Raw genomic sequence first — 18,637 nt, 5'->3', positions numbered from 1 at the left:
TCGTCAATTAAAGTGATTTTACAAAGCCCGACGATTTGATCTCATAGCCCATTTTTTGATAAAAAAGATGGGCTATTTTTCTGTCATCGCGGTTGCCGCTGCTGATGAGGATGGTATGTAGGTCTTGCTCTGCGGCGTGATCTTCCCAGGCTTTAACTAACACTTTTCCTACGCCAAGGTTGCGTGCAGATTGTTTAACTACAAAAGCCAGTACACGCAAGTAGTTGCCATTTTTTTCGTAATACAAACCTTTTTGCAACCCTGCCAGGCCTACAACCTCTCCGTTATGAACGGCCAATATAGTCCTGTAATCCGGGTGGGCAAATATGGCTTCCATGCGGGCCTCCATATCGGTAAGGCTGGTGGGATAGCTCATATCATTCATTAACTGAGTTATGATTTCGATATCAGCGGGTGTGGCGTCGCGGAGTGTTATCTGGTTGGTGGACATCTTTGCAATCTATTGATTCGGAGGTAAAAATTATTGATGTTTTGTTAGCTGCTCATAACAACTCCCGTTTTCATTACCGGGCTAAATCTTGAAATTTAGTTTCCCGCTCAAAATACTATATTAGAAGCATTACTTCAACACGCTTATGATAATAGGAAAGCTTGCAGGAAAAACAGCGCTCATTACCGGGGCCGAATCCGGGATAGGCCAGGGTATAGCCGTTGAGTTTGCATTAAACGGGGCCAATGTGATCATCACTTATCTTAATGATGAAGCTGCTGCCCAAAGCACACTATTAAAAGTTAAACAAGCAGGTGCCGAAGGTATTATTGTACAAACAGATGTTAGCGATGAGCAAGCTGTAGAGGCATTGTTTACAACAGCCTTTAAACACTTTACTACTATTGAGATCCTTGTTAACAGCGCAGGTGTGCGCAGCACAGATAAATACATTCATCAATTAAGTTTCAAGGAATTTGAGCACACCATAAAAACCAATTTATTCGGCACGTTTTTATGTTGCCGTAAATTTATACAACACCGTTTGGAGCAAGGCGGGCGCGGAAAAATCATCAACATCACTTCTATCCATGAAGAAATTGTAAGCGCCGGTAAAACCGATTATTGTGCATCTAAATCGGCAATAAGGGGTTTGTGCCGCTCTCTCGCCATGGAAGTGGCCGATAAGCAGATCACCGTTAATAATATCGCCCCCGGCATGATCCTCACTCCGATGAATCAGCAGGCTGTGGATGACCTGGTTTATCGCAAAGAGATGGAACAACGCATTCCGGCAAAAACATCAGGCACACCATTGGATGTTGCCAAAGTGGCCCTTTTCCTTGCTTCGGATGATGCGAATTATATTACCGGCACCACCCAGATAATAGATGGCGGGCTAAACCTGAACCGGGCACAGGGAGCACGATAACAAAAGAGCCATTTGCATTGCGGCAAATGGCTCTTTCTCCAAATACTATCTGATATAAAATACTGTACTGTTTTTGAAAACCGCCTACCTCAGCGTAGCATAGTTATAAAACTGCAACTTCCCTGTACCCTGCACAGTAATAGTTTTAGTTTCGCTTGCCCCTTGCGCGTTTTTCAAAGTAATATTGATCTTATTATCACCCTTTTGCAGCGGAATACGGGTGTACGAAATATAGGCAGGCAAACTTTGCCAGTTACGGGTATCGGCTTTTTCGGATAGCAGGCTGTATAACTGGATGCCATAACCCAACCCTTCCAACCACCCATTGGTTTTCCCGTCAGATTTGGCAGCGGCGCGTACCGAATACTCTGCCATTTTCTTAACAGCCAAGCGGGATAGAATGCCTCCCATCTCTTTCAAAGCCCGTTGCTGCAGTGTTTTAAAAGCCAATTCATTAATATTCTCGGCCTGGGTTAAAAAGGCTTCCTGCCCATTGTTAGAGATGGTTGCACTGCTGTAGTAAGGTGTTTGAGCTACGTATTTAGGATAAGCTACGTTTAAACTCTCTACAGATTTGGTGTTTACCTTCCCCCTATCACCGGTGTAATTAAATGGCACTACAATGCCACCTCCCGCATCCGAGAAAAACAGGTCGCCATTGCTGTTTCTTATCAAACTAAAAAACATGTTAACCTGGGTTTTAACAGGCGCAAGGCCATTCTCCCAAAAAAATATCAGGTCGCCGCCTTCGGATGGTTTGCCGGGCTGGTAATTGATTCCGAACGTCTTTTCAAACTCATCGGCCTCGGTAGTAAAACCGTTCAATTTGGCTGTGCGGATCACATCCTGTTCCAAACCTACCGGTATGGTTGTACCATAGTAAGTTTTATCCGGGCTTTTCAGGTAGATCTCGGCGGCGTTGCGGTACGATATAAAGGCGTTGTTAACATCGTTATTAGCCTCGTAAAGCATCCCCTGCAACATTAGCGAAAAAGCATCATCTGTGTAGCGGTTATCTTTGTTATTAAACTTATCGCCCTGCTGTTGTGACTGTAAGGTGATACGGCGTGCCTCTACAATAGCCTCATCGGTTTGATTGAGGTAGATGTAGTTAAGTGCCTTATAATAGTGGATCATGAATTTCTCAAAATCCTCGCCTTTGTAAGTTTGCGATGCCGGGTTTACCAATATTCCAACCGCAGCATCAGATGCACCGCCTAATCCCTGATCTAACAACTGATCGGCTTCGTTAAAATACTTATTGCTGTTATCGTACTCACCTTTAAGGTGACTAATGCGACCTTTTTCCATCAGGTATAACAACTTGTTGCGCGGCTTTTGGATCAGGCCGTTGCCGTCGAGGTCTTTTTCGGCCTGGGTATAGTTTCCAGCCGAAACGCTTTTATAATAAGGAGCAACACTTTGGTTATACGAGGCACAGCCCGATAAAAAAAGCGCCAACCCGATAAAAGCAAATACCCGGCGAATGTGCGTACGTAAATTGATCATTATATGATGCAAACAGCCCCGGATACAGGCAAGCCGTAACCGGGGCAATAAGTGTTAAGCGTCCTTAGTTTTTAACGTATTTGGCAATTTTCTTTTCGCCTATCCAAACTACCTCGTTGGTTTGGATATTGGTAAGCTCAAGGTTTACCTGGTAGTAAACCACTTTCTGGCGTTTGTGGGCATCAACAATAGAGTTGATAGAACCTTGCAAAATGTAATCGGCACCGTTTTCCATACCGAACTTTTTCATGCTCGATACGGTAGCGTTAGTTTGCTGATCGGCTTTTTCGGCACGCAGTTCTTCACGTTTTTTGCCGCCTTGTACCAAACGTACTTTTTGCGATTGGATAAATGAACTTTCAATATCTGTAAGGAAAGTTTCGGCATCAATATGTTCGTGGCTTTTGTTTTGAACGAAGCCTACTATTACTACCGGGCGTTTACCCTGGTGCTCGGTCATGTGGGTATCTATCCAGTTAGCGCCTAAAATTTTGCCGGTTAGTTCATCGGCAGCCATGCGGGCGTCGCTGTTATTCCAGTTGCCGCTTACGTCGATAGTTTCGTCGGTGCTAACGCGGGTAACCTGGCGCGAGCATGAGTTAATTAATAGTCCTGAAAAAGCGATGGCAGCAACTGCTATGATCCTGTTAAATTTCATCTGTAGTATATTGTAAATTATGATATGTTAGATTGTGTATTAGCGCTATTGTTACCAGCCGAAACCAACACCAATACTGGTGCGGCCTCCCCAGCCCCAGCGGCCACCGTAGTTACCGCCCCAGCGGTTACCCCAGCCATAGTTAAGATATGGTGAATAAGAGTAACCTCCATACAAGCCCCATGATGGTGAATAATCGTTATAACCATTCATCCGTTCCTCGTGTCTCCATTGGCGGTTTTGCTGGCGGCGTTCTAATTTAGCCTCGTACCAGTCGTACGCTTTATAGGTATTTTGGATGGTAACGCCGTGTAACCTGTTTAAAGTATCAGCCATACGGGCATATTTATACTGGCTTTCGGCATAGCGCGGGTTTTGATCTGGCAATAACGCTGTTTGCTGTTGGGCACTCACTACGCCGCTAAATAAGCTGCACAAAAGTACGCAAGCCGCAATAATGATATTATTTTTCATTGTGATTAATTTAATAAGTAAAGTTACGCAAAAGCGGCACCAAATATTACAGCGCTACCCTCCCGAAATGTTAAATTATGTTAGATTGATTGCTTTTTGACTTAATTATGAAAAGAAAGTTTAAGTATGAACCTCGATTTTATTTTTTGGGATTACACCGATTGATTTTTGATTACACCGATCTTGACCGTTGATGGTTTTGATTACGTTGATTTCGCTGATGTCTGAACCGGGATTTGGGTGGATTTTGGGGATGAGTAGCATTTTTTGTCTGAACTCGAATTTCGGGGAATTTTTAAAATTTCTCGAATTTGATTTGCCTTCTGTTCATTCCTTAATTCCCCAAAAATTCAAGTTCAGACAAATCAGCGAAATCAACGTAATCATTCTACATCAATGGTTCAAACATCAACTGTAAGTATAATACCCGTTTTCTTTTTAACACTCCCCCTGTAACAAGCATCGCATATCAAGCGTCAATGTGTTATATTATAAGTTTATAACTCCCATGAAAAAATTAATCCAAAACATACTCGCAATAACTATAGCTGCTATTTTCATTAATACACTATCATCAACAGCAGCTAAAGCGCAAACCAGCACCTTCAAACCCAAAGATGTTCAGCTTTACAACACCATAGCCCACATGGATAGCGTTATGTTCAACGCCTTCAACAATCGCAAACTCGATGTGATGAAAACCCTCTTCACTCCCGATGTTGAATTTTACAACGATGGTAAAGGTGTTACCGGCTACGATGCCACCATGGCGGGCTTTAAAGGAATTTTCGAAAACAAACAAGCCGCCGACCTACGTCGCGACCTGGTAAAAGAAAGCCTTGAAGTATATCCCATGCCCGGCTACGGTGCTATTGAAATGGGCACCCATATTTTTACCCATACCGAAAACGGGCAGAAGATTGTTGGTACCATGAAGTTTGTGCATATCTGGCAGCTTAAAAACGGGCAATGGAAAGTGGCAAGGGTAGTAAGCGTGGGGCATTGAAGCTTTTTTATGTGTCCGTGCCATAGCGGTTAACTTAAGCTTGCAGAAGGGGGTTAACAGGGGTTAACAGAAAACGGGGTTAACATTACATTATTTATCTGAAAATCAAATAATTATACAAAAATCAATGTAAACCCCTTTTTGTCAGTAAACACGGAACAGAAAAAGACTCAAATAATTAACAATCAGATATTTAATTAAAAAAAACAAAAAAAATATTTAAAATCAAAAAGGAGCAAGCGTAAACCGCTGGCTCCGCCGCAAGTTCAAGCGTCCACGCTTGAATGCTCCGAAATAGGAGCGTCCACGCTCCCGGAAGGAAAATTAAGCGTGGACGCTTAAAATAAAAAAGGTGCAAGCGTGGACGCTTGCACCTGCATAACTATCAAAAATAAACTATTTCTTCAACTCACTCAAAACCGGCTTAGCTAAACTTGGCAAAACACTTTGATCCGTTTTGATCAATTCTAAAACCTCAATCTCATTATTGCCCGCCTTCAACCACTCCACCGGAGCATAAACCGTTTGTTGCGGACCAACATTCCAGTAACGACCAAGGTTATGACCATTCAGCCAAACCGTACCTTTACCCCACTTGCTTAAATCAAGATAAGTATCAACAGGCTTATCTAACTTGAATATAGCTTTTTTGATTACTGGTTTGCCGCCGGTTATTTGCAGGCCTTTTCCGCTTAAACTTAATGTGTTTAAAGGCAGTCCATAGCTGTACCAGTTTTTCACTTCGTTACCATTTAAAGTTACTTTGCCTGTAATGCCTTTTTTGTTTTTAAGCAGGTATGGCCCAAAATTGATACGACCAAGGTTTTCTACCAAAATCTCCAATTTAACTTTTCCTTTTGGCAGGGTAATTTGCAGGCTATCCTGCTTCAGGCGCCTATCCAGGATGCCTACGCATTTCCCGTTCAGGTAAATGATACCATAATCGCGCAGGCCATCAATTTTAAGCATGGTTGTTTTGCCGCCGGTAACCGTGGTACGGTACAAGGCAAAGCCATAAGCCTGGTTCAGATCCTCAAAAGTTTGCGGAACTGAATGCAGCGTTGCTTTTGGCAAGTGATCAAACAAACCGAATGTTTGTGTAAAACGGATAGCAGGGATGGCTGCAGATGGCTTAGCGGCAGGCACTTCAGGCAGGGTTACACCTGCAGGTAAGTGTTTTTCAATCACTCCCCTAAATTTCATGTATTTATCAGTAGCGTTACCAGCCTCATCCAAAGGCGCGTCGTAATCATAACTACTGATCTGTGGCTCGTAAGGGCTTTGATCGTTAAAGTTAGCACCGTTCATGAAACCGCGGGTTGTACCGCCATGAAACATGTACATATTGATAGAGATCCCGGCAGTTAGCACCGAATCAAGCGGACCAACATATTTTTCGGCCGGAACAGTGTGGTGCGCGGTTCCCCACCAATCAAACCAGGCCGGGTACCACTCGGCAATAAAGTATGGGCCTTTGCCATCATGGTTTTCGCCGATCAGCTTTTTCACTTTGGCTACATTATCCACACCGTTGATGGCGGGAAGCAAACCTGGCAAATGGCCATCTTTAATCGCAGCCTCCGGATCGCATGTATAAAGCTGTCCGTCGAAACCTGCTTCAATAAACATTTTACGATTTAGGGCGAGATAGTCTTTATCGGCACCGTACGATCCATATTCATTTTCGATCTGTACCATTAAAACGTTGCCGCCATGGTTTATTTGTAGTGGAGCCAGTTGCTTACCTACCTCCATAATATATTTATGATAAGCTTCAAGGTATTTTGGTTCTTTGCTGCGTACCTGCAGGCCTTCCTCTTTTTCCAACCAATAAGGATAGCCGCCAAATTCCCACTCGGCACACACATAAGGACTTGGGCGAAGGATCACCCAGAGGCCTTCCTCCTTGGCAATTTTCACAAATTCGGCAATATCATGGTTGCCGCTAAAATCGTAGTGACCTTTTTGCGGTTCGTGCACATTCCAGAAAACGTAGGTACCTATGGTATTTAAACCCATAGCCTTAGCCATTTTCATGCGCTGACGCCAGGCCTCGCGGGGAACGCGGGTATAATGCATCTCGCCTGAAATGATCTGGAAAGGTTTACCATCCAGCAAAAAAGCGGTGTCGCTTAATGCGAATGTATGTTTCGCATCCTGGGCCGCAAGCCTACCGGTTACCAATAGAAAAGAGAAGAGGGATAACAGTTTTATAAACTTCATATAATATAAATGCAGGGGTGTTAATTTTTATCTTTTTGCCGATGCCTATTTTACAGTTAATGTTATAGTTGATGATTTAAGCTTACCGGCACTAAATTGAACCTGTACTTTGCCCGGAGTACCATTAGTTTGAACGTAAGCCAGCAAACGCCCGTGCAGAGCCTTACGCTGATTAGCCTGGTAATTTTCGTGACTGCTTGTGCTTCCGCTTTCCAATCCCAACAATTTAGCCGGACCGGTTATCGAAACAGTAACTTCATCATCGGCAGCAAATACCGGGTTACCATCTTTATCGGTGATATAAATCTCTATCTGGTTCAAACCTTTTGTTTTGATACCAAAATTTGTGTTATCGGCTATGGTTTTAAGCTGATAAGCCTCACCCGCGGTTTTGATGCTATTACTGCTAACTTCGGCGCCGTTGTTGTAACCTTTAACAACTAACTCGCCCGGTTCATAATCAACCTGCCATGATGGGGTGCGGTTACGGGCTTCACTTAATTTTTGTTTGCCTAACGATTTGCCATTCAAAAACAACTCGGCTTCCTGGCAATTGGTAAAGCAATCCACCTTTATTTTACTTCCGGGTTGCCAGTTCCAAACGGGTTCGGCAGTGCGGTGGCTCCAGACGCCGCGGTCTTCAGTACTGGTAATGGCGCGTGCGCCTATGTAAACCATCGGCTTATCGGCCCATAAACTTTGCCTGAAAAAGTATTCGGGCTTTTTAAAGCCAGCCAGGTCTATCAAACCTGCGCCATTGCTACGCTGCGGCCATTTACCGGCTTCGCCCAGGTAATCGATGCCAGTCCACAGGTATTGGGCCGAGATATATTCGTTGCTATCTACCGCGTTCCATGCTTGTTGTTGCATGCCGTTCTCACTGCCGTAGATGATGCGGTTAGGGTATTTTTTATGGTCTTCGGGATATCGATACTCCTGGTAATTATAACCTACAACGTCCAATACCTCGGGGTACCCCACCTCGTTCGACATTACTACACCGGCCAGCGCGGCGGTTACCGGGCGGGTGGTATCAATATCTTTTACAGCTTTAACCAATCGTTTAGCTATTGGCGTTAAACCACTTGCAGCCGGATGATCTGGCAGGTAGCCTTTGCCATAAATTTGCGGGTTGCGACCAGTGTTCAATACTTCGTGCGTATAAGGATCATTTGGATAATCTATCTCGTTACCAATGCTCCACATAATGATAGATGGATGGTTGCGGGAACGTAAAACCATATCGTGCACATCCCTATCGGCCCATTCTTTAAAATATTCGTGGTAGCCATTTTTTGATGGCGTGCCAACATTCCAGCCGGCTACCCATTTATTTTTGCCTATCTCCCACTCGTCAAAAGCTTCATCCATTACCAGGAAACCCATTTTATCGCATAGGTCATATAAATAATCGGCATGCGGATTATGGCTTAAGCGAAGTGAGTTCACACCGGCATCTTTCAGTATTTTTAACCTGCGCACCCAAACTTCTTCAGGAACGGCAACGCCCAAAGCACCTGCATCATCATGAATACAAACGCCTTTTAGCTTGGTACTTTTTTCATTTAAAAAGAACCCTTTATCCTTATCAAAACGGATACTGCGGATAGCTACCGATTGCGTTATCTCATCTGCTTTTTTACCGTTGCGGTTAAGCACCACTTTTAGTTTATACAGGTTAGGGGTTTCAGTATCCCACAATTGCGGCGAGGTTATCTGTTGCTCAAATTCAACAGGCTGTTTACCGGGTTTAATTTTTATCTGTTTTTGCTTGGTGCTAACTACTTTACCCTTACTATCAAGCAGGCTCACATTCACCAATACGCTGGCCGGGGCGTTAGTTTCATTAGTAACATCCACGCTAACTTTAGCTGTGGCCTTCTCTGCCGATACCTCCGGTGTAGTAAACGCTACATCCCACGGGCCGATGTGTACCGGATCTTTAACGATCAAATACACATTACGGTAAATTCCAGAGCCTGTATACCACCGTGAATCGGCAAATTCGCTATGATCAACTTTTACAGCGATGATGTTTTTCCCGGTTAAATTCAAATAAGGCGTTAATTCGTATTCAAAAGCGATAAAACCATTGAGGCGTTTACCTAATGAATGGCCGTTAAGCCATACCTCGCTGTTTTTATATACACCATCAAAATAGATATATACCTGTTTGCCCTTCCATGCGCTGTTACCGTTGAAACTTTTTTTGTACCAGCCTATGCCGCCAGGCAGGTAGCCCGTGGCGCTTGCCCATTCATCGCTGAAAGGGCCTTCAATAGCCCAGTCATGCGGCAGATCAAGAGTTTTCCAATTCGCTTCAGTGGCGAGGCCGTTGATGCCGGTATTAACATCTCCTTTGTGAAAACCCCAGGCCGAATTAAATAGCGTTTTGCCACTCATATCCTGGGCTTTCAGCAAACCCGGAATCAGCGCAAGGCAAATACAAAGCAGAAACAGGTAATTTTTATTTTTCATATCGCGATAGTGTAGTCTAATTGATAGTACCGGTGAAGGTGATCACCGAGCGGGCCGGGATAATTTGTTTTTGTGCCGATGCTTTGCCTGCTTTTAATTCGGCATTTTGTGATGTTAAATAGGATGACACCAATTTCAATTTATTGCTTCCGGCGTTGATATCCGCACTTAAATCGTTATTAGAGGTATTAATTACAACTACCACCAGGTTTTTATCCTGCTTAAAAGATGAAACCCAAAGCGGCTTATCTGTCGATGATACTTCGGCATCAACCCTCACAGCACCCGGCTTTACAAAGCGGCTATAATTACCCATGGCCCAAAGCATTTTGCTGGAGTAAAAATTGCCATCAGTTTTGTTTTTATCTACATAGATCAACCCATCTTTGTAATCATAAGCAGAAATAGCCGTCCACCATTGCCAGGCAGACGCGTTGGCTACCGCGAGATCGGTATGGATAACTGAGGCCAAGTATAAAGCCGCGTCGATACCGAGATCGCGCTTGTTACCGTCTATTTCACCTGCGTTATCTCCTAAAATACAATATTCTGATTGCCACAAGTTGAGACCTTTCACGGTCGCTACAGTATCGGCCAATGCCGTACGGGCCTTAACCGATGAAGCCATTGGTGATGTACTGAAATAACTATGTGTGGCGATGGTTTTAGCTACCGATGGCAGATCACCTATATAATTTGCCGAACCGGCTTTAAAAAAATCGCTGATCTGGCTGCCTTTCCCCGGTTTATCGCCTTTGGTAAAAAGGTAGTTAATGCTGCCAGCCTCGCCAATTAATATTTTTGAGTTGATCTTATCCGTTTTAAATTCTTTATCAATAGCCCGGGCGACTCCGGCTATTTCGGTGTTATTATAAGGAGCACCTTCCTGCCCGCCATCACTCCAATCCCATTGCGGTTCGTTTATCGGGCTGATGTAGTTAAACTTAACCCCGCTTGTTTTTTCAACACCTTTCACCACATCGGCCAAAAACTTAGCATAAGCATCATATTTATCAGGCGCGATGTTCACCTTTCCACCGTTTGCAAAGCTTTTACCATTTACCGTAAACTGCACCGGCGGGCTGTTATTAAACCCTAAAAACTGGTTAACACCGCGTTGCTTAGCCGCCTTTAAAAACCACACCTGCGCGGCCTGATTTTGCCAGTTGTAGTTACCATCGGCGTTTAAAAATGATTCAGCACGGCGCCACTCGTCTTTAATGCCGCTCGCTTCTCCCTGCTGGGTGCTGCCTGCACCGATATTGAACCTCCACATAGAAAGGCCGATACCTTTTGGCGAACCATCAGCATAAGTTTCCCGGCTAAAAAGCCAATCGGCAATCTGGTTACGCTTCGCATCGGGCCAATTGCCCACAAACTGGCAGGCCCAGGCATCGGATGCCGCAAAATTGCTGATGGTTTGATAGGTTTTTGAGGGATCGATTTTAATGGTCACCTCTTTAACCTGACCAACCGCCAAAGGGATATTAAGCCCTAAAGCGGCAACAACCGGAAGTATTTTTTTTATAGTAGAATTAATTATCATCATGTTTAAATCAACATTGCAACCGGCCTGTCGCCTGTATATTTACTCACCCCGACATCGCTGCGCTTGTCACCCCTCTCTACGCTTCGCGTAAAGAGGGGATTTTTTTTCCTTCGCAAGTTCAAGCGTCTGCGCTTGAACTATAACCGGAGTAAGCGTCCACGCTTACTATAAGTCGGGAGCGTGGACGCTCCAGCTTCGGATAATTCAAGCGTAGACGCTTGAACTTGCGATATTTATTTCCCCTACCCTCTTTACGGCTTGCCGTAGAGAGGGTGGTCGAGCGAAGCAACGACCGGGTGAGTAAACTATGCGCCCTGCACAACCGGTTGCAATGTGTTATTACTGTTGTACAATTTGCCATTGCTGGTTGTTACCACCACCATAAGGCCATTGTATAATGCCTGCTCCATTTGCGGTTGAAGCCCCGTTTACATCCAAAGCCTGACCGCTGTTGCGGTTTATGACTTTATAAATACCTGTACCGGTGCTGGTAAGTTGCCACTGCTGGTTGTTACCACCGTTCCAGGGGTATTGTATTATTCCTGCGCCATTAGCTGTCGAACTCATGTTTACATCGAGCGCCTGGCTGCTGTTACGGTTGGTTATTTTGTAATAGCCACCGCCGTTACTTGTTATGATCCATTGCTGGTTGTTGCCCCCATTTTGCGGCCATTGTATAATGCCGGCGCTGTTAGCTGTAGAGGCTCCGTTTACATCAAGTGCCTGACCGCTATTCATGTTTAAAAAGCGATAATAGGCACCGGTGTAAAATGCATCAGTACCGCCCGCGCCTACGCCCCATGCATATTTAATGCGGCTTAAGCCGGATGCATTGGTTGTTGATACGGTATAATTAGGACTTGTGCCATTTAATTGCTGTATGGCGTAACTATCGCCGGTGCGGATGCCCGGCCAGTAAACCGCGCCCATGCCGTATGCCCGTACCTGGTTGGTTAAACCTTGCAGGTAAGCTATTTCCTGATCGGCATTGATGGCACCGGTGTAGTTTTTACCGCCTGTCATCGGGATACCGAACTCGGTTAGTACTGCACGACTGCTGTATGCGCCAATATTAGCTTTAAAGCGATTTTCCCATTGCAAGGCTGTTGTTAAAGTGCCGTTGCTGAAAAAGGTATAATCATGTATCGACAATAAACATCCCGAAAAACGGCTATCGGCCCCTACGCCGGTAATATCCTGCGAGTACGATGTACCGCTAATGAGGATCCTGCCTTGCGGTACCGATGGATAATTGCTTAACCATTGGGCGCAAATGGTTGTCCACTCGCTTAAAGTGTAGCCATGCGGCTCGTTAAAAATTTCAAAGTACACGTGGGCATTGCTGCCATATTTGGTTACGATGGTTTGCCACATCGACCAAAACTCGGTGGTATTGTCAATCTTTCCATCTGTAGATGACTTGGCTTCCCAGTAGCCCAATATCACGTTCATCCCCTTGCTTAACGCCTTATCAATTACACCGGTGTATGAGTTCCACCAGGTTTGTGATACGGTTGAATAGTTTACCGGCAGCCTCAAAGTATTGGCACCGGTATTGGTTTGGATGCCTGTTAAAACGGCATCGGCCTTGCTTGATACGGTGGCATAACTATCTGTTGAGGCTAATCCGCTCAACACCAATATGCCGTCACTAAAATTATCGCCGTCGGCCGCCCAGTTAACGCCTTTCAGCGCGCTTGCCGGTGTCGAATCGGTGGTAACGATATCTGTACCGGGTTTGGGTTCATCTGTTGTTGCTGGTTGTTTCGTTACAACATTATCCTTTTTACATCCGGCCATTAAACAACATATCGCCACTAATAAAAAACTCAGGTTCTTCATAATTTGCTATAGGTTAATAATTGGATTAAAAAAGGGGGAAGAAAGAACTCCTTCCCCCTGTATTTAGCACATGCTTAATAGCCTGGGTTTTGTTGTAACTGACCACCCGAAGCCTGAATTTCAGTACGTGGTATTGGCAGCCAGTAATGCTGGGTCTTGAATAAACGGCCATCTAAAGCCACTTTTGGCGTATAACTAAATGTACCGTTTGCGTTTTTGGTAATGATCACGCCTGCTGCCGGTTTGTTCTCGGTAACATCGGCAATTTTCCAACGGCGTACATCATAAAAACGATGCTCTTCGAAGGCCAATTCCACACGACGCTCGTAACGAACCGCGGTACGCATATCTGTTTGCGATAAACCAGCAGTTAACGCAGGCATATTCACTCCCGGACGTGAACGGATAAGATTAATAGCTGTACGTGCCGATAAAGTAGAACCTGTAGGGATCACATCCGGACCGTAAGCTTCGTTAGCAGCCTCGGCAAAGTTCAGCAGGATCTCAGCATAGCGGAAATAGATCCACGGTTGAAAACCGGCGTTACCCCATGGGTTTTGCAACGGATAAGCATCGTTCATGAACTTTTTAAGATAGTAACCGGTTTTGGTAGTGTTCCAGTTATCCGGTCCATCTTTACTGTCTTTACCGCCTGGGATAAACGAATCAATTGTTTGTCCGCGATAAGTTGAACCATTGTATAATACGGTAGCAGCAAACCTTGGGTCGCGGTTGTCATAAGGATGGGTAGCATCATAACCCGAAGTTGGGTCGGTGATGGCTTTACCATTATCCATTTCATAATCATCCACCAAATTTTGTAACGGTGAGTTACCAGCCCAGCCGCCGTAACCGTTTGGCCCATTGGCAATTTCAAGGTGGGTGTGGTTAGCATTTTTAGTGTATAAACGTTCAAAAATGGTTTCGTTGGTTTCGTTAATTAAAAACAGGTTACCGTAACCGCCTGTGTAAATGCCATATTTATTTAGGCTGATAACGGCTTGCGCAGCAGTTACCGCATCGGCCCAGGTACCCGCAGCATATAACGGACTTGCCGCGTAAAGCGTTAACCTCGATTTTAAAGCCAAAGCTGCACCTTTAGTAGCACGGCCTAATAACCAGCCGCCATCATTACTTAAAGGCAGTTTTGAAGCCGCGTCATCCAGCTGGGAAACGGCATAATCAATACTCTCTTTGATAGTAGCACGCTTAAACAATGATGGGTCCTGCAGGTTATCATCCAGGTTACTAACCTTATCGCCTATCAAAACAACACCACCGTAGTTACGGATCAAATCCTGGTAACGGAAAGCCCTGATAAATTTAAGCTCACCTTCAAGGCGTGTTTTGTGAGCAGCACTCATATTAATGGTTGCTAATATGGCCAATGCCGAATTACATTCCCTTATGCTACGGTAACTGCGTCCCCAAAGCACACCGGCCCCGCCAAGGTTTTCGGGCGCAAGTTGGCCCCTTTGTACCAGCCAGGTGGCGTCATCATTGTTATAAATCGACTCGTCTGTTAACGAGCTCCACATGCTGTATTCAAAACCACGACCGAAGCCTGGGTTTGAACCATCGCCCTCTTTATCCTGTAATTTTGCACCTATATAACGGTTGGTAACATAAGCCTCAAATACAGCAGTATCTGAAGAAATTGCCGAAGAAGCGATCCTATCGGTAGGTGTTACATCAAGTAAGTTCTTTTTACATGCCGTGATGCTTAGCATGCCGCCCATCATTAAAAATAATAGTGGGGTTTTATATTGTTGTTTCATTGTTGTTCGTAGTTTGAGTTAAAATTTCACACTGGCACCTAAGTTCAAGATTCGTTGCTGCGGATAAAACTGGCCGCTGCCACTGGTTCCTTCCGGATCGTAATCTTTCACCTTGGTAATAGTGAACAGGTTAAATCCGCTTGCGTAAACCCTCAGGCCACCAATTTTAAGTTTTTGCAGGAACGGCCCATTGAAACTATAGCCTAATTGCGCGTTCTTCAACCTCAGGAACGATGCATTGTTTAACCAAAAAGTGTTGTTATATAAACCACCGCTAATGGCGTTTGACGCACGATCGGTTACACGTGGATAGCTTCCGTTAGTGTTGGTTGAACTGTAACGGTTATCGGCCCAGCTGCTGTAAAAGTTACCTACGCTACCTGCCTCAGGCAATACATATTGACTAACCTGTGCCTGGCCTGCAAGCAGTACCGAAAGATCGAAGTTTTTGTAAGACGCGTTAAGCGAAAAACCGTAGGTAATATTAGGGATGTTACCGTATTTGGTACGGGTTTGGTCATCGGCAGTAATTTTACCATCGTTGTTATAATCAAGATATTTCAAATCGCCCACTTTAGCGCCGGTAACGTGTGGATAAGCATCCAAATCGGCCTGGGTACGGAAAATACCAATGGCATCATACAATAACGAAGTACCTAAAGGTAAACCGGTTTGACGCTGATAGCTTAAAGTACCGCTTGCCTCGTCTATAAAAATGATCTTGCTTTTTGCATAAGTAATGTTTCCGCTTACACCCCAGTTAAATGCATGGCCGCTGCTGTTATAACCCAAAGTTGCCTCAAAACCTTTGCTGTTTACTTTACCGATATTTTCGGATGGTACCAGCGGATCAGAACCATAAGGGTTTACGATACCAGATGTAGCCGGTAATGATGCGTTACGCGCTGCAAGGATATCCGACCTTTTTTGCTGGAAGTAGATAGCCTCGATAGTGAAATTATGCAGGAATGTAGCGTTGATACCGATATCCAATTTCTTGGCAACCTCCCAGGTAATATTAGGGTTAGCCAATTTTACAAGGTTAACGTTTGGCTGAATGGTATTTGAACCACTGCCCGGAACGCTGGCCACAAAACCATTGTTAACCAATACATAGTTATCAAAGTACTGGAAACCGTTTACGTTATCATTACCTAACGAACCATATGAAGCTCTAAGTTTCAAATCGTCGATGAAAGTAACGCTGCTTTTAAAGAAGTTTTCTTTTGAAATTCTCCAACCTACCGATGCTGAAGGAAAATAACCCCATTGTTTTCCGGATGGGAAGATAGAGCTACCATCAGCACGTAACTGGCCTTCAAACAAATACTTTTCATCATAAGCGTAGGCTAAACGACTGATCACGCTTCGGCGGTTGTAGTTTGAGCTGTAACCTGAGTTAAGATAATCTGTTGCCGCGCTACCACCTTGCGAAAGCTCTGGTAATTGTGACGACAAATAGTTATAACGTGTAGCATCAAAATACTCCAGGTGATTTTTGCTTTGCTCGTAACCTACAAACGCGTTGATATCATGCATGCCAAATTTGTGCGCATAGTTCAACTTTATGTTTGAAGTGATCAGCTGCTGGTTATTTTGCGATTCAAAAAGCATCGCCGCATTATTGTTACCACCAACAACTACCGGCGAATACACCTGGGTGTTAGAATTGTAGCTGTACAGGTTATAAGGCTTGCTGAAGCTTTTATCAAAAGCGTATGATTTATCAACCGAGAAGAAACCATCTAACGATAAACCTTCGATACCCGGAATTGAGTAGCTACCTTTTAAAATACCGTTAAATACATTGGTTGGGTTGTTATTAGTACCGCCAATGTCGGTTACCTGCACGGCAGGGTTGTTATTTTCGATACCGGTTGTTGGCAAACCATTTGGATAATAGGCAGCTACAATAGGTTTAGCACGATATACCGAACGGAATACATCACCGGCGCCTGTTTGAGGGAAAATTCTATCTTCCTGACGACCAGAAAGTGATAAACCTACCTTTAAGCGCTTGGTAACATTCGCATCGATATTTGAGCGGAAGTTGTATTGGTGATACTTGGTAACACCATTTTTATACAAACCATCCTGGTAGATTGTACCTAAGGAAACAAAGTATTTGATATCATCGCTACCGCCACTTACCGAAAGGCTATGTTGGTTTTGAAGCGCAGTACTTTTTAATGTTTGCTTTTCCCAATCGGTATTAGGATAATTTAACGGATCTGAACCATCCCTGAATTTCTGGATCTGATCGGCAGTGTAGGCTTGGTTTAAGCCGCCGGCAGGGTTCGAGTCGTAGTTGATCTCGTTCATGATCTGGGCGTAGGTTGCCGCATCGGCCATTTTAGGCAAACGGGTTGGCGAAGCAAAGCCCTGGTTATAGCTGTAGTTAATTGTTGGTTTGCCGTTTTTACCGCGTTTGGTAGTAATGAGGATAACACCGTTAGCCGCACGGTTACCATAAATAGCCGCCGAAGCGTCTTTCAGTACCGACATGCTTTCGATATCATTAGGATCGAGCCTTTCCAAACCACCTATTTGGCCCGGAACACCATCAACAACTATCAATACGTTGTTGCTACCTGTAGTGGCTAAACCACGCACAGTGATACCCGAACCATCGTAACCCGGTTCACCGCTACGGTTGTTAACAATAACACCCGAGAAACGACCGGCAATGCCGTTTGAAAGGTTGGGTGCCGGACTTTTTACCAGCTCAGAGCCTTTTACCTGTGATATTGATCCGGTTAAGGTTGCTTTTTTCTGAGTACCGTAACCTACAACCACAACCTCATTCAATGATTTTGAATCGGCCTGTAATTGTACGTTGATAGTTGTTTGTCCGTTAAGTGCTACTTCCTGGGTGTTGTAGCCAATATAAGTAAGCACTAAGGTGCCAGACGAAGCGTTGGGCACGTTGATGTTAAACTTACCATTAACATCGGTAACAACGCCGGTTGATGTGCCTTTTAAGGCCACACTTACTCCCGGCAGCGCTTCACCTTTTTCGTCGGTTACTTTACCGGTTATGCGTGTGTCGGGCAGGCGTTGTTCATTAATAGTGCTTGCCATCGCTGCCGTGGGTAGCTGACTGGTAACAAAGCAAGCCATAGCCATACTTGTTGCGAGCGCGAAAAAGCGGGGCGACCATTTCCGGTGGGGAGAATCCTTTTCGAGTAAATTTGGTTTCATACGGTTTTTTAAATTGGTTTTTAAAATGAGGTAAACTTTGTCGCGGCTAAGGCATTTCAGTTTATAGGTAAGCTTTGGCGTTGATCCCCGCCTGGCTGCTTACCCGCTTAAAATTGATATCCTTTTACTTGAGTTTGGTTTACACCATGGTTATTGGTGAGGGCTAAATTGCGTGTAAAACGCCAAAATGAGTGAGGGGTAAATTCTGATTAAGAAAGGGGGATTTTGATAAAAAAGCCTTGTTTTGACAGTTTTTGAGGCGTTTTAAAGAGGGGGTAAATTAATATTGGTGAAATTTGGGTTGGTAGGCTGTGTTTGGAGATTGGATACACTAAGCAGGGTGTTGAGATAAGCACGCAAAGGCGCAGAGACACAAAGAAAAGAAGGAAAGAAAGCGAGCACTTTAACCGGAAACGTCATTGCTGTAAAGGTTAGATAATTCGGTAACAGAATTAGGGATTATTTTTGTTGTTTAGGGTAGCCATATCAATGGGCTTTTTACCATTAATCCCCTGATGTGGCCTTTCCCAGTTATAG

The 18,637-nt window shown here is 44.4% G+C and carries 12 protein-coding genes; 2 read left to right on the top strand and 10 right to left on the bottom strand.

The window, feature by feature from the left end; translation table 11 throughout:
• Positions 1 to 7 precede the first annotated feature (7 nt).
• On the bottom strand, positions 8 to 451 hold the full coding sequence (locus AAFN85_RS20550) for a GNAT family N-acetyltransferase (RefSeq protein WP_347529489.1): 444 nt from the start codon (positions 449 to 451) through the stop codon (positions 8 to 10).
• 145 nt (positions 452 to 596) lie between these two features.
• Between AAFN85_RS20550 and AAFN85_RS20545 the strand changes: the two genes are divergently transcribed.
• Complete coding sequence (locus AAFN85_RS20545; RefSeq protein ID WP_347529488.1) at positions 597 to 1,382, top strand: SDR family oxidoreductase; 786 nt, start codon at positions 597 to 599, stop codon at positions 1,380 to 1,382.
• A gap of 84 nt (positions 1,383 to 1,466) precedes the next feature.
• Here the strand turns inward: AAFN85_RS20545 and AAFN85_RS20540 are convergent, their stop codons facing one another.
• The 3 genes from AAFN85_RS20540 to AAFN85_RS20530 form a co-directional block, all read right to left on the bottom strand.
• Positions 1,467 to 2,891 carry a hypothetical protein gene (locus AAFN85_RS20540; RefSeq protein WP_347529487.1) on the bottom strand — a complete coding sequence of 475 codons (1,425 nt, stop codon included), beginning with the start codon at positions 2,889 to 2,891 and terminating at the stop codon, positions 1,467 to 1,469.
• 64 nt (positions 2,892 to 2,955) lie between these two features.
• Positions 2,956 to 3,549: a penicillin-binding protein activator LpoB gene (locus tag AAFN85_RS20535; RefSeq protein WP_347529486.1), complete on the bottom strand. Its 594-nt coding sequence runs from the start codon at positions 3,547 to 3,549 to the stop codon at positions 2,956 to 2,958.
• A gap of 51 nt (positions 3,550 to 3,600) precedes the next feature.
• Entirely contained in the window at positions 3,601 to 4,023 is a 423-nt protein-coding gene (locus tag AAFN85_RS20530) for a hypothetical protein (RefSeq protein WP_347529485.1), read from the bottom strand.
• A gap of 508 nt (positions 4,024 to 4,531) precedes the next feature.
• On the opposite strand from AAFN85_RS20530, the gene AAFN85_RS20525 reads away from it, so the two are divergent.
• Positions 4,532 to 5,029 carry a nuclear transport factor 2 family protein gene (locus AAFN85_RS20525; protein ID WP_347529484.1) on the top strand — a complete coding sequence of 166 codons (498 nt, stop codon included), beginning with the start codon at positions 4,532 to 4,534 and terminating at the stop codon, positions 5,027 to 5,029.
• Between the two features lie 396 nt (positions 5,030 to 5,425).
• On the opposite strand, the gene AAFN85_RS20520 is transcribed toward AAFN85_RS20525, so the two are convergent.
• From AAFN85_RS20520 to AAFN85_RS20495, 6 genes are all read right to left on the bottom strand, one after another.
• Entirely contained in the window at positions 5,426 to 7,252 is a 1,827-nt protein-coding gene (locus AAFN85_RS20520; RefSeq protein WP_347529483.1) for a beta-galactosidase family protein, read from the bottom strand.
• Positions 7,253 to 7,297: 45 nt separating this feature from the next.
• Positions 7,298 to 9,730 carry a glycoside hydrolase family 2 TIM barrel-domain containing protein gene (locus AAFN85_RS20515; protein ID WP_347529482.1) on the bottom strand — a complete coding sequence of 811 codons (2,433 nt, stop codon included), beginning with the start codon at positions 9,728 to 9,730 and terminating at the stop codon, positions 7,298 to 7,300.
• A gap of 16 nt (positions 9,731 to 9,746) precedes the next feature.
• The gene (locus tag AAFN85_RS20510; protein WP_347529481.1) at positions 9,747 to 11,279 is read right to left on the bottom strand and encodes a glycoside hydrolase; all 1,533 of its coding nucleotides are present in this window, start codon (positions 11,277 to 11,279) and stop codon (positions 9,747 to 9,749) included.
• A gap of 339 nt (positions 11,280 to 11,618) precedes the next feature.
• On the bottom strand, positions 11,619 to 13,121 hold the full coding sequence (locus AAFN85_RS20505; RefSeq protein ID WP_347529480.1) for an RICIN domain-containing protein: 1,503 nt from the start codon (positions 13,119 to 13,121) through the stop codon (positions 11,619 to 11,621).
• A 74-nt stretch (positions 13,122 to 13,195) separates the two neighbouring features.
• Entirely contained in the window at positions 13,196 to 14,899 is a 1,704-nt protein-coding gene (locus AAFN85_RS20500; RefSeq protein ID WP_347529479.1) for a RagB/SusD family nutrient uptake outer membrane protein, read from the bottom strand.
• A gap of 18 nt (positions 14,900 to 14,917) precedes the next feature.
• A complete protein-coding gene (locus AAFN85_RS20495; protein WP_347529478.1) occupies positions 14,918 to 18,100 on the bottom strand; it encodes a TonB-dependent receptor in 3,183 nt (1,060 codons plus the stop codon).
• Positions 18,101 to 18,637: the final 537 nt, after the last annotated feature.

This window comes from Mucilaginibacter sp. CAU 1740, from assembly GCF_039839285.1.
GTDB lineage: Bacteria > Bacteroidota > Bacteroidia > Sphingobacteriales > Sphingobacteriaceae > Mucilaginibacter.
Note: the sequence above shows the minus strand (reverse complement) of the source record. Positions and strands in the feature narration are given on the sequence as shown.